The following is a 13969-nucleotide window of genomic DNA, read 5'->3' on the forward strand; positions in this document are numbered from 1 at the left end:
TGCTTGGGGAATTGCTTGAAGAGTCTGACCGAATGGCGGTAGACCTCGCGACAGAGCTTGAGCGAAGCCGGATAGCCGGCGGACGGCTTTGCCACTGACATAGGTTGTTTCCACGCTGACAGCATCATCGAAGCGTAGCTATGTTTATTTTTTTGATAGAAGCGTCGGTACCGAACACTCTCCATCTTCAAGGGGCACAGCTGCTGGGCGAGGGCCGGGTGCCTCACCTCTTGCAGATCGGTGGATGCCAAGCACCGATTTGACGGCAGGCGCAAAAGCCGGAACTATGTGGAACTCGTCGAACCCAAGAGTAGTAATTGATGAAGCTACAGCAGGCAAGGAAAGGTGAAAGAGTAAAAGCTAGGCAGCGTGTTGTCGATTTTTCTTTTTGGCCAACCGCACATGCTCACAAGAATCGCTACCGAATAATATCAACCCTATTTGCGCTTGATCCTTGGGCAATTATCGAAGGAAGCATAGGGCGCAAATGTCCCTCTAATTCAATGGACGAGGCTAGAGCCTGCCTGAATCAGGCAAGAGACTTTTTCCAGGCGGCCAATCAGGCAGGCACACTGGAGTCGAGGCCTCTCTCGCTTTATTACAGTTACATGAATTTAGTAAAAGCATTCTGCCTTACAAAAGGTACTCAGGCAACCTTCGATAAAGCTCAGCATGGTCTTTCGGAAAGACTACGCCCGCCGGGAAAAGAATTAATTGACGCTTTCCTTTCTGCATTTACAAGTCCAAATCAAAAGGGCGAACTTCAAAACTTTGATGAATTTCTTAAAGCTTTGACTGGTTCGCCGCTTCCAGCCAATTTCGCCTATGACCTTATAAAGCTTTTACCGCAGACAGTTAGTGGACATAGGCTTTGGTGCTCAGCTGCCGGCACTGATGAGCGAATGTTCCCTATTCATGACGTCCAGTACTGGAAGAGTTCAGACGGCAAGAGCATCTGGCTTCGAATATTAATTGAGAATGAAAATCTCACCCGGCATGGTATGTCTCGCTCTCGCCTGCTAAAAGACACAGGACTTAATTCAGACTTCCGGATTGTTTCTCAAGATCTTATCACGGACAAGTCTTTAACAACACTAGAGATGAAAAACCCTCTTCCTATAACAGGGTACGCCTCAGATAAAATCCACGAACTTTCAAGACTCGTGAAAGATCGCATTTGGTCAGTAGTATCTACAGTGCCGCCATACAGGAAGCACTACGTATACGCATGCCCACAAAATGAACAACAACACGTTATTCCTCAGCTATTGAGTATCTATGCAATCTCATATTATTTAGGCTCAATTACACGATACCGACCGCACCAGCTCCCCAGAATATCGAAAGATATTTATGGCCCTCTCATCCAGGATTTTATCACTGGGCAGCCGATGCAGTTTCTTTATTTGATGGCTTCGGAATTTGCCGAACAGGATGTAGCTAAGCCCGCAATTGTACTTCAATAACAGCTTCCTACCTAAGAATCGGGTAGCTCGGACGCAGGTTAAACTCCTCCGGGCCTACCAGCCTCCGAAGAAGAAGACTCCCTACTGCTTCTTTTTGGGCTTGGTTCAAAATCAGATTTATCCGCTTCCTTTTGAGGTTTTTCCCAAAGATACTTCCAGCACCGTTCCTTCTTGTAGTCGTTCTTTCAGGGGTGAGTCAGTTGTCTTCCACTCAACGGCCAGCTCTGGTGTACTTATGGCAATCAACACAATGTTTGCCTAAAGCGCTTGTATGAGGCATCTCGTGTGCGCCGATAGGGGCCAAAGCCGAAGGACTTTGGCTCCTATCGATGAAGCGAGGCAGTTACTCGTAGAAACGAACACTGCTAAGGATACGGTTTATCAGATCTGCGCTGGGATCAGCTGCTGCCGTCGATCCGAAACGTGGGCATCTTAAGGTGCGATCACTCTGGAATGGGACCACATTCGAGCGGGGTGCCACGTAGCCGGGGCGACAGTGCGAACCGCTGGCGACAGCTGGAGCAGCCGACAAACACTTACCGGACGGAGTCGTAACAGACTGAAAATCAAAGGAAAGCTGCACTTGCTCTTCCATGACATTCCCCACAAGAGGCTGGTTTCTGTCTGACATTGTTGGTCACCGTTTGTTCAAGCCGGCGGATTCTAATGCCCTTAAGGTGAATGCTTCAAGCGTATGTATAGCTTCAAGGGTAATCGCCGTCACGGGGGAAGCCTCATGGACGTGCATGATACCCTTAGGGTCCTTCCTGCCACATGGATGTGCAGAGAAAAACCGCAGAAATCGCGAGGGGGCGACACCATCGAAGGGCATAACCCTGACCTTGGACTCATCGCTTTCTCGCTCGGTGATGGAGTCCGAGTGTAGCCTAGTCGCTAAGCTTTTCCTGTAAGGCTCAAGGAAATATACTTCCTTGACACCAGCCGCAACTAGGTGCCTAGCGCATGAGTGGCAAGGATAAGTTGTAACAAATAGCTTTCCATTTCTAATCTGCCCTCCCTTAGTCTCTCCAGCGGTTAGAAGAGCGTGCATCTCCGCATGGACAGCACGCGAAAACTCGATGAGGCTCTTAAGCTGAGAGTCTTTTCTAAGCATTTCAAATGCAGAAGAACGCTTTTTCACGTCAACCAGACCATTCGCAATGAGTCTGTCAACCATGGCATTAGCAATTGTGGTCTTTTCATCATCATTAAAGCAGCGACCACCCTCAATATTCCAGCATCTACGATCATCATCGGTAGAAGAGTTTTGATCAACTGTATGGTATAAACCACCAAATGCTTTTGGCACATCATTCCAACCTGAAGCAAGTATCTCACCATCAGCGTTTGTTATAGCCGCACCTACCTGGCGAGAAAGACAAGCCGAATTTCGCGCAGCAGAGTACGCAGCATACATGGCACGCTCATTGACAGTTGGCGTTATAATTCTAGTTCCCAACATCAACTCTAAAAAGCGTCTTACTCTTGTGTTTCTTTGCGAATCTGTAGCCGAATCAACCCTCAGAAAAAAATCACACCTAGGAAATGTATCTTCAACGCTCTGACCATACTTCACCTCCTCTCCGGAGTCGCGATCAATAAGCCGGTGAATTTCATCGCTAGGACCTTTTATTCGCGCTAAACGTTCTAGCCGCATCTCGATAGGAGAATACACTCCGACAACGTGGAGCATATCACCATAAACTGATCGCAAGAGTGTCAGCTCATCAATATTTTTTATTGAATCAATAATATGACAACATTTTCTGGCAGCCCTAGGCATCACTGCCGCCGGATCAGCTGCCGCTGCCGGGTCTCTCTGCCTAATTTCTGAATCGTGAAGTTCCTGATGCGCGGCCCGAGACAACAAGATGTCTTGAATGGCCAACTTTGCGAGAACAGCGTTACCATAGTCTCTGCGCAACTCGTTACCAGCATCAATTAGTTTTTCAATCGAACTCTCCTCTTCCAAGCCCTTTAATCGCCTAATTTCTTTACTCAATCGCAATATTTTTACTTCAGCGTATCCAAAATCCGTCCCACGAATCAACTCTTGGAACGTCTTAGCCACTTCATGAAGTGGAGTACCCATTGGCCCACAGAGTGCTATGACAATTTCTGGCGTTAGCGATTTCAGATATGCCCCGTGGTCGTCGAATGCACTGCGTACACCACGATTTTCGTCACTAGGAGTCACAGCTATGGGCACGGCCATTTCGATTCCTTCCGTCTAGATGCTAAGGGCGAGAAGCAGCTTGAAGCGATCTAAGAGTGGCACACTCAACATAGCTTCGCGACACATGCTGGCTTTGTGCCACATTTCATCTGGGCACCTTCCGAGGATAGACCAATCTCAAACCTCACGACTTCAAAAATTTTGTACCTAGATATGGAATAGTCGAGCCAAAAATCAGATTACTCCCCTTCCTTGTAGGCCGTTTCCCAAAGACACTCCCAGCGCCTGTTTTCCGTTGCGGTCGTTATTTCAGGGTTTTAGGCTCAGTGGGTCGTTGCACATCAACGACCAGCTTTGACAGGCTGATAACGACCAAACACACGGTTTTGCCTATGGCAGCTGTGTGTGGGGCACCTCGTGTGCGCCGGTTTGGTCTTCACCGGTCTGTCAACCCATACACAGCTGCCACCACTTGTTTGACAGCAAGCGCTGGTCGCTCCACTGAGGACCAAACAATGCTGAAGATCGTCCCCGATCCGCCCCACCACCTCCACTCGCTGGAGGACACCCTCATGCTCGCCTCGGACTACGCGCTCTGTGCAGAAGCCGTAGCCCAGCAAGCGATGCTGATGCAGCCACGATCACCGGTGTCGCTATTGATGATGGCATCGATGCACGAGCTTGAAGCGCTGCGCAAACTGCTTGAATCAGCACTCGCGCAAATACACAAGCCAGCGGATCCACAAGCACTGCACTGACGCTTACCGGGGAGATTGAACAATGGCTACCGAAGACAACAAATGCACCGTCGGTAAAACCATCTTCTACCAAGGTGAAAACCAAACCCACCCCCTGTTCCGCATCGAGCCCGGCATCCCCTGCCAGAACGCCCGCGAGCAAGCCTCGGAACTGATGGGCTATGCGCGGGACCTGACGATCGAGGGTTTGATGGAAGACAAGCCGAAGCTGATCTGGGCCGCGCATTACCTGTGCGCCTTGGGCAAGGCGCTGCTGGATGATGCCGAACTGGGCATGATGCGCTGAATGCCGCTCGGCCCTGCTCGGTGCAGGGCCATCCTCGGAAACGGTCGCAACCGAGTCGGTCCGCCCCTATGAAGCGCTAGTCTCCAGCGTACCGGCGCTGCTGGCGACCACCAGCGCGACGATACAAGCCAGCAAGGCGAAGGCCGTGAACACCGCCATTACATGCATGCATGGCATGACATGGTTCCAGGCACGAGCCACCCCCAGGAAAGCGGCAAACAGCCAACCACTCATGGAGAACGCGCCCAGGAGTGCCAGGCGGCCACGGTCAGAACGCGGCAACAGGACGAAAGGCGCTTTTTGCAACAACGGGAAGCCGATGCGATGCAACAGGCCACCGTTCAGCGTCAGCAGCGTGACGACGGCAACCTTGGCCCAGAGTTTCTGGTTGAGCAGGTAGGCCGTGCCCTCCAGAAGATACCCCTGCAGTACCAGGAGCAGACCGCTGCCCCACAGGGCCAGTAATGCGAGGGTGGCAATTTTCCTGGTTTCCTCCAGGTACTCATGCTTTGCCTGGTCCAGCGCTTCTTTGCGCCAGCTCCAAAGCTTGTGATCGGCCAGCAATACCCTGCCCAAGGCGATACAGGTGGCGAGCAGGTGAACGTACACGAGGAGCATCTTCAGCATTCTTTTTCGACCTTATTCTTATAGGGACAATGCGCTCCTTGCGGCATGAATGTTAATGATACTAATTAACTGTTGCAACATTATGTTGCAAAGTCATCCCCTCGCTCACCCTCGCTGCGATAGTCCGAATTTCACGGGCGGACGCCCGGTATCCCGGCGTCGGGCCGGGATACGCTGCCCTCAGCCTTACCAGCTATAACTCAGCCTGGCCGTCACCTCCCGCCCCGGGTTGTAGTAGTTCGCTGTCCCTGAGCCCACCACATGCTGCTCATCAAACAGGTTGCTGACGTTAAGCGCCAGGTCGGTTCCCTTGGCGATCTGGTAATTCAGCGCAGCATCGAACAACGTTGTGCTATCGCTCTTTTTGGTGTTGGCCGCGTCCATGTAGTAGGCCCCCACATAGCGCGCCCCGAGGCCAACGCTCACGTCGGTGCCAGGGATGCTGTAGTAGCCCCACAAGGACCCCGAGTGCTTCGGTGCCGTGGCGAATTCATTGCCCTTGAGCGAGGACCCGTCATACAACGCCCCGCGCAGCACCTCAGACTCCATGTACGAGTAGGCGCCGATCACGCTGAAGTCCTGGGTGACCTGCGCCTTGGCTTCCAGGTCCAGGCCGCGCACGCGTGATTCACCCACCGTCTGTTGTTCGATAATGCCGCTGGGCAGTACCACGGCGATGGTGACGTTCTCCTGGGTAAGGTCATACACCGCCGCCGAGAACAACGCGTCCATCCCCATCGGCGAATACTTCACGCCCACTTCGTACTGCTTGCCCGTTTGCGGTGTAACGCCAACCTGGGGCGGCGATACGGATTCGACCATGCTCACATAGGTGGAAACCTCGTCGTTGACGATGTAGGTCAGCGCAGCCCGGTAGGAGGTTTCCGAGAAGTTGTCCTTCTCTTCCTGGACACCACCGACGTATTCCTTGCTCGACAGGTCCATCGAGTCATTGCGCACGCCGGCAGTGGCGATCACGCGGTCGTAGAACGACAGGTTCTGCTGCAGGAAAACCGCCTTGGTAGTGGCATCGTTCTTCTGCCGGGTATAGGGCGTGAGGCCGCCCGGTACGCCGGTGAATACCGGGTTGGCAATGTCGATGGAAGGCGCCAGGCCGTAGATCGAGCTTTGTCTGGTAGTTGAATCGAGATACTCGACACCGACCAACGTGCTGCTGTCGACATGCTCGAACTGCGCATCGTATTGCAGCATCAGGTTACCGTTGAGCTGGTCGGCATCGCTGTCGGTGCCGAACACGTAACGCGGAATGACGGTGCCAACCCGCGCCGGGCTGTCGCTCAGGTAGGCGTAGCCGAAGTCATCGGTCAGCTCGCTGTAGCGCAGGTTGCTGCGCAGCACAAAGCCATTGTCGAAGTCGTGGGTGATGTTGCCGCTGAGGCTGGTGCGCTCCACGTCATGGAAGTTGTAGCCAGGCTCACCATAGAAATCGCTGCGGTCGTATTCCTTGTCCAGTGGATAACCACCGCTGTTCGGCGAACTGTTGGTTTTCAGGTAGTCCACGATCATCGTGGCCGAGGTGTAGTCGGTGGGCGCCCAGGTCAGCCCGCCCATCACCAAGCGGTTGTCGTCCTGGGAGTGGTCATACTCACGGTCGCTGTTCTGCATCTTGGCGGTGAAGCGGCCAGCCAAGGTCTTTTCCTCGTTCAGCGCATCGCCGACATCGATGCCGGTTTCGGCATGGTCGAACGAGCCATACGTCACGTAGCCCTGGCCAAACTGCTCGAAGCGCGGCTGCTTGCTGACGAAGTTGACCGAGCCGCCCGGGTCTGCCGGGCCAAACAGCGTGGAGTTGGCGCCGCGCAATACCTCGATGCGCTCGTAAGCGTATGGGTCTTCCCGCACACCCCGCATCGAGCTCAAGGTCAGGCCGTCACGGTAGGTGGTGGCCTGGAAGCCACGGATCAGAAAGTAGTCGTTGCGGTCATCCGAACCGTAGTAGTCGCTGACCACCCCCGGCGTATATTGCAACGCTTCTTCCGTGGTGCTGACACTGCGCTGCTGCATTTCCTTGCTGGTCACCACAGACACGGAAGCGGGCGTATTGAGGATGCTGGTGGCCACCTTGCCGCCCACCCACAGCTCCTTGGCGACCACCGAGTTGCTGTCATCATCGGCGCTGGCCTTTACCTTGGCGTTGATGATGACCGGTGCCAGGCGGTAGTCCTCGCTGGCGCCAAGCTCCAGCGGGCCGGCAGGCGCCGGTCGTGGCGCCACGAAATAGGCACCCGGTCCTTGTTGCTCCGCCTGAAGCTGGGTGCCCTGTAGCAGTGACGAGAGTGCAACCGAGGTGCCCAGCGTCCCCTGCACCCCAGCAGTGCTGCGGTTGGCCACGGCTTGTGCATCGAAGGACAGGCTGACACCTGCCTGGCGGGCAAAGCGGTCAAGCGCTGGCGCCAGCGGGCCAGCAGGGATATTCCACTGCTGTAGCTGGCGCTCAGGCTCGGACGTTGCAGATTGCGCCAGCGCAGGTAGCGCACAATGGCTGACAACCAGGCCCAGGAAAACACCGTGCAAAGCGCGGCTCAAGGGATGGCGCTGTGGAACCGGGGTCGAACTCATTTTCTCGCTCCGTAGAGGGATCGGCAGACTGGCCTGTATTCCGGCCTTCCCTACATGCCGAACGAGAATGAGAAATCACCTCATTTATTTTTGATGACGGAGTCTGTGTACTGATTGGTTCTGCTGAACTTGCAAAAGGCTATGGGCGAGTGGAGGGCAAGGCTAGGCGCCAACCTATGCTCCCCCCCGGGCTGGCTGATCCAGCAGCCCTTTGTGGAACATGTCCTCAGCGGTAAACAGCCGCAAAAAACACCAGAAACCGACTTTTTTACCTGCGTCGCAGCTGCGCACCAATCGCAGATCACATCTGTCGGGAGGCAGTTTTGAATTGTCGGGTGGCGTCTCTACAGCCCATGGATGCAACCGTGAACAACACCTCATACCGCGAATAAGCGCTGGTAGCGATGCCCGATGGCCTTGGCCCCCTGTCTACAGTCTTGCTGTATGCAAGCACCGCATCGCATGCAATGCTGTCTGCTATCAGGCCACTGGTTCGGGCGGCACGCTGGCGCACTTGCAATTCAAACTGCCCATCATCGAGGAGAACCGGTGTACGCGCCGGCGTAGTCGCCAGGGCAACATGAACGCCTTGGGTTTCGCCAGGCAGTCGGACGGACATCGTGATCTGACCATCCCTTTCCACGCGTGGGTGTCCCACAAATCGGGTAGTGAACTGATTCGTAGCTGCCAACTGGCTGACGGTTCGGCTTACTACCTTGGCCCAGTAGCCCTCCTGCAGGGTCGGTGAGTCATAAGCTGGCGCTTCCCTGTCAAAAGGCTTACCTGCCATGCGCAATTGACTCTGGCGCACGTAGTAATTTGACATGCAACTGTTGTTGATCCGCGTCTCCATAGGACGACCAGACTTCGCGCTATAGAGCAGAGCGGATGCGCACTCGAGGTCAAACTGGCCGTTGAGGTACAGCAGTTCACCGGTTCCGAGCGGGCTTACAGACGGAACCAGGTTGAGGCCTTCACCACCTGTACCACCAGAACCACCAGCAACACCCTTGACAAGGGCATCAGGCATCATCGAGGTCAGCGAACTGACAGTCTGGTCAGAAAAGCGAATCTTGGTGGTTCCATTCGGCATCTGTTCGGTGGTTACACAACCCACCAGCGCTGCAATGCCCACTATGGGCAGGATCAGTTTGCACTTGGTCATACGAGTGTCCCTACTTGAAAACATCCATTTGAGCGCGTCAGAAGAAACGCCCGCCTACTGCTGTACCTTTGCTTGCAGCATTTCACGCAGCCGCCGGCGCGATAGCGCCTTGGTGCGTGCCCACTCAGGGTCATTCGCCATTTTTTGCGGGCCTGCATTCTCGATCGGCGAACGGGCGGAAGCAAGACAGGACAGGGTCATCAGCAGCAGCAGCAGCCCCCCCCAACCCAGACGCTTTTGTGCCCGCCAAAAACAAAGGGCACCATCCACTGGTGCCCTTTGCCTTACCGCCAGGTGAACCCAATCACCCCATCGAACGCACCCCTACGGGTTGCGCGTGGCCCCGCGAAGTCACGATTCCCAGGAAGGAAATCACGATCGCCAGGCCCAACGTCGAGCTGACTTCCGCCCGGTGTTCAGGCGTAAACATCATCACCGCCAGTGCCCCGCCAATGAACAGGATCACCGCCCAGGTCAGGTACGGGAACAGCCACATGCGGAACTTCAGTTCGGTATTCTCGCGCTCCAGGCGGCGGCGCATGCGCAGCTGGGAGATGGCGATGACCAGGTACACCAGCAAGGCGATGGCACCGGAGCTGGCCAGCAGGAACTCGAACACGCCCTTCGGCGCGAAGTAGTTGAGGACGGCGATGGCCGCGCCGATCAGGGTGCTGCCGAACACTGCGGCACGCGGTACGCCAACCTTGGAGGTCTTGTTGAGCATGGCCGGTGCGTCACCACGCTTGGCCAGCGAATACATCATTCGCGAGGCGATGTAGATCGACGAGTTCATGCAGCTGGTCACCGCCACCAGCACCACCAGGTCGACCATGAACGCCGCGTTGGGGATGTTCATGATCTCCAGTGCGCGCTGGTACGAGCCCACCACGGCCAGTTGCGGGTCGTTCCACGGCACCACCGAAATGATCACGAAGATCGACAGGATGTAGAAGGTGCTGATGCGCCAGATCACCGAGCGGGTGGCCTTGGCGATGTTGCGCGACGGGTCGCTGGACTCGGAGGCGGCGATGGTCACCGCCTCGGTACCGATGAAGCTGAACATCACGGTGATGAACGCGCCGACCACCGCCGACCAGCCCTTCGGGGCAAAGCCGCCATGCTCGGCCATCAGGCTGCCAAGGCCGCTGACTTCGCGGTTGGGCAGCCAGCCCATCAGCGCAGCGAAACCCAGGCCGATGAAACCGAGGATGGCAGTGACCTTGAGAATTGCGAACCAGAACTCGAACTCGCCGTACTTGGCCACGCTGAACAGGTTGGTGCCGGCCAGCAGCAGCACCGAGGCCAGGGCGAAGATCCAGCTGTCCACCTGCGGGAACCAGGCGTTCAGTACATGCCCGGCGGCCAGCGCTTCGATGGGGATCACCAGCACCCAGAACCACCAGTACAGCCAGCCGATGGTGTAGCCGGCCCAGCGGCCGATGGCCTGGTCGGCATAGGTCGAAAACGAACCGGTGTCAGGGTGTGCAACGGCCATTTCGCCGAGCATGCGCATGACCAGCACCACCAGGGCCCCGGCCACGAAATAGGAGAGTATGGTAGCTGGCCCGGCTGCCGCGATGGCATGGCCAGAGCCGACGAAAAGTCCGGCGCCGATGATGCCGGCAATGGACAGCATCGTTACATGACGAGGCTTGAAACCTTGGGCAAGGTTGCCATCAGATCCCACGGTGTTCATTGATGTTGTTCTCTTTTTGCTGACACAAGGAAGGACGGGCAGGCGTAGGCGAAAATATCTCCTTTGAAATCAATAAGTCGACACATTACTCGCGCACTGTTGTTGATATTTGGCACGCGTCACAGAGCAGGTGTCCGCATAGGTCGGGGTTCATTTAAGCCGCGCAGGGCTGTGGGTAATTACACGAGAACGCCACGGAACTGTTCGATCACGACAGTTCGTTCGCTCCACGCTGAGCGCTCCGAACGGCGGTTGAGGCAATGACTGCCAAAATGAGTGCGGCCACAAGCCCCCTTCATGTCAGGTGGAAAAGTGTCGTGCTGTGTTCGGCTCCGCCTCGCCGGGCAGACTCCAGCCCTCCCGAAGTGGCCAGTCTCTCCGGCCACGCTATCAGGCCAGGAGCCGAAACCATGTTGACGAACATCTCCGACCAATCTGCCGAGTATTTGTTTTCAACCCGACATGAACGCTTGGACCTGTGGTGCGACCTGCTGCAAAAATGCCGTGATTGGGTTGCGGCAAACTGCTGCGATGCAAAAGAGCAGGAACGTAGGAAGGTGGTGCGCATGGGCCAGCACCTGCAAACGCTCGAACACTACCATGCCTACCCTGGCCATCGGCTGATGGCCATTTTCAAGCAACGAATCGGTGAACATGACGATGTCGGTACACTGCGTCTGGCACAGCGCATCTGCAGTTCTTTGCTCGATTCGAGCTATCGCCATGATGCCAACGACTGGGAACCGGCAGACGACTTGCCCGACGCTTCCGCCGCGCGCTACAGCATCAATCAACCCTCTGCCCAGTTTCGTCCGTACTTCGAGCTGCTGATCGTCAGCTCCGACGCCCCGGGCACCTGGGCGCAGAAGCAGCAAGACATCCGCAACCTGCGGCGACATGACGATGCGTTCATCTACCAACCGATCATCGTCGGCACGTATGAAGATGCCATGATGGCCGTGATGCTCAACCCCGATGTGCAGGTAGTGGCGATCCACGACGGTTTCCAGCGTGATGCCAACCTGTCGGCCCGGCTGCGCGGAATGCTCGACCAGTATCAGTCGCTGGTCGGCTCGGAAACGCCTGAAGCCCCCACGCTGGAACTGTCGGTGGCGCTTAAACAGTTACGCCCGGAGCTGGACATCATCCTGCTCAGAGACCGCAATATCGAACAGACTGCCGGCAACCCGCAGATGGCGTTCATCAACCGTGTTTTCTATGAGTTCGAAGAGCCCATGGAAGTGCACCTGTGTGCGATCGAAGGCGTTGCCAATCGCTATCGCACGCCATTCTTCGATAACCTCAAACGTTATGCGCAACGCCCGATTGGCACCTTCCATGCCCTGCCGATCGCCCGCGGAAAGTCCATTTTCAAGTCCAACTGGATTCGCGACATGGGGGCGTTCTATGGTGCCAACCTTTTCCTGGCGGAAAGCTCCGCGACCACCGGCGGTCTCGATAGCCTGCTCGAACCTACAGGCAACATAAGGCAGGCCCAGCTGATGGCCGCCAGCACGTTTGGCGCGCAACAGGCGTTCTTCGTAACCAACGGGACCTCGACTGCGAACAAAATCGTCGAGCAGGCACTCTTGGCACCAGGTGACATCGTCCTGATCGACCGCAACTGTCATAAGTCGCATCACTACGCCGCCGTGCTGACCGGCGCCTACCCGCTGTATATCGATGCCTATCCTTTGAGTGAGTACTCGATGTACGGAGGCGTAACGCTCGCCTCATTGAAGCAGGCGCTGTTGAACCTGAAACGGGACGGAAAACTTGAACGTGCAAGAATGATGGTGCTGACCAACTGCACGTTCGATGGGCATGTCTACAATCCGCTGCGGGTGATGGAAGAATGCCTGGCCATAAAACCCGATCTCATCTTCCTTTGGGATGAGGCATGGTTCGGTTTCGCTCGCTTTTCACCGCTGCTGCGCCAGCGCACCTCCATGCATGCAGCAGGCGAGTTACGAAAACGGCTGAAAAGTTCCGACTATCGTGAGCAATACGCCGAGCAATGCACCGCCCAAGATGCATTCACCGACGAAGAGATGCTGCACAACCGTCTGCTGATGAACCCTGAAAGCACCCAGGTGCGTGTATACCAGACCTCTTCTGTACACAAGTCGATGTCAGCCCTGCGGCAAGGCTCGATGATACTGGTTAGCGACGATGCCTTTGCCCAGACCGAAGGCGCCTTCCGCGAAGCGGTATTCACCCATACTTCTACCTCCCCCAACCAGCAGATCATCGCCTCGCTGGACATTGCGCGCCGGCAGATGAACCTCGAAGGCTATGACCTGGTGATGCGCGCCACGCAGTTGGCCTTCGTCATACGCAAGCAGGTCAATAATCACCCTTTGATCTCTCGCTATTTCAGGGTCCTGGATGTTGCGGACCTTATTCCCGAAACGCTGCGCCAATCGAAGATAGCCAGCTACGTAAATGACAGAGCCCACTGGAGTACGCTCAGCCAGGCGATCCTCAACGATGAATTCTTCCTTGACCCAACGCGCCTGACCTTATCGTGCGGACACGCCGGGTTCGACGGCACCCAATTCAAGCAATTGCTGGCCGGGCGATACAATATCCAACTGAACAAGACGTCCCGCAATAGTGTGCTGTTGCAGACCAACATCAACAATACGCGCAGCGATGTGGCACACCTCTTACAAGTGCTGGTGCAAATATGCCGGGACATCGACGAAACCATCGCAGACGATGAAAACCAGGCCCAGCAACTACGAAGCAGGGTCACCAGCCTTGTCGAAGACTTACCTGCATTGCCAGACTTCAGCTGCTTCCATCCGGAATTCCGCAGCGATGCACTGGAGGGCACGATCGAAGGCGACATCCGCAAGGCCTTCTACAAGGCTTACGATCCTGAGGCCTGCGAATATCTGAAACTGTCCGACAGCAACATCGACCAGCGCCTGGAAAACGGCCCGCCCCTGGTTTCGGCAAATTTCGTGATTCCATACCCGCCTGGCTTCCCGATCATGGTGCCAGGCCAAGTGATCACCGCCCCTGTCATTGATTTCATGCGAAACCTGGATGTACAGGAGATCCATGGCTACACCAGCGCACAAGGTTTGAAACTGCTCAAGCCCGAACACGTCGGGTAAGTTTCTCGACAACGGCCATTACGCACGCGTACGGCGTGCTGTGGCTTCCGGAAACAGCCCTGGTTTCAGGGCTGAATTCTTGACGCCTGG

The 13969-nt window shown here is 55.7% G+C and carries 9 protein-coding genes; 4 read left to right on the top strand and 5 right to left on the bottom strand.

Annotated elements, in window-relative coordinates:
- Window positions 1-320 precede the first annotated feature (320 nt).
- On the top strand, window positions 321-1466 hold the full coding sequence (locus tag ACLEJP_RS22360; protein WP_440809986.1) for a YaaC family protein: 1146 nt from the start codon (window positions 321-323) through the stop codon (window positions 1464-1466).
- 637 nt (window positions 1467-2103) lie between these two features.
- Here ACLEJP_RS22360 and ACLEJP_RS22365 read toward each other — a convergent pair.
- Entirely contained in the window at window positions 2104-3681 is a 1578-nt protein-coding gene (locus tag ACLEJP_RS22365) for an anti-phage dCTP deaminase (RefSeq protein ID WP_440809988.1), read from the bottom strand.
- A gap of 476 nt (window positions 3682-4157) precedes the next feature.
- Here ACLEJP_RS22365 and ACLEJP_RS22370 point away from each other — a divergent pair, with 476 nt between their 5' ends.
- Entirely contained in the window at window positions 4158-4400 is a 243-nt protein-coding gene (locus ACLEJP_RS22370; protein WP_440809991.1) for a hypothetical protein, read from the top strand.
- A gap of 22 nt (window positions 4401-4422) precedes the next feature.
- Window positions 4423-4686, top strand: a complete 264-nt coding sequence (locus ACLEJP_RS22375) for a DUF3077 domain-containing protein (RefSeq protein WP_170032786.1) — start codon at window positions 4423-4425, stop codon at window positions 4684-4686.
- 66 nt (window positions 4687-4752) lie between these two features.
- Here the strand turns inward: ACLEJP_RS22375 and ACLEJP_RS22380 are convergent, their stop codons facing one another.
- The 4 genes from ACLEJP_RS22380 to gabP form a co-directional block, all read right to left on the bottom strand.
- Window positions 4753-5313, bottom strand: a complete 561-nt coding sequence (locus tag ACLEJP_RS22380; protein ID WP_440809994.1) for a hypothetical protein — start codon at window positions 5311-5313, stop codon at window positions 4753-4755.
- Between the two features lie 186 nt (window positions 5314-5499).
- Entirely contained in the window at window positions 5500-7893 is a 2394-nt protein-coding gene (locus ACLEJP_RS22385) for a TonB-dependent siderophore receptor (protein ID WP_440809995.1), read from the bottom strand.
- A 301-nt stretch (window positions 7894-8194) separates the two neighbouring features.
- Window positions 8195-9058 carry a hypothetical protein gene (locus ACLEJP_RS22390; protein ID WP_440809998.1) on the bottom strand — a complete coding sequence of 288 codons (864 nt, stop codon included), beginning with the start codon at window positions 9056-9058 and terminating at the stop codon, window positions 8195-8197.
- Window positions 9059-9362: 304 nt separating this feature from the next.
- Window positions 9363-10754, bottom strand: a complete 1392-nt coding sequence (gabP, locus tag ACLEJP_RS22395; protein ID WP_440810000.1) for a GABA permease — start codon at window positions 10752-10754, stop codon at window positions 9363-9365.
- Between the two features lie 410 nt (window positions 10755-11164).
- Here gabP and ACLEJP_RS22400 point away from each other — a divergent pair, with 410 nt between their 5' ends.
- A complete protein-coding gene (locus ACLEJP_RS22400) occupies window positions 11165-13879 on the top strand; it encodes a hypothetical protein (RefSeq protein ID WP_440810003.1) in 2715 nt (904 codons plus the stop codon).
- Window positions 13880-13969 lie beyond the last annotated feature (90 nt).

This window comes from Pseudomonas sp. SMV7 (assembly GCF_052041995.1).
GTDB lineage: Bacteria > Pseudomonadota > Gammaproteobacteria > Pseudomonadales > Pseudomonadaceae > Aquipseudomonas.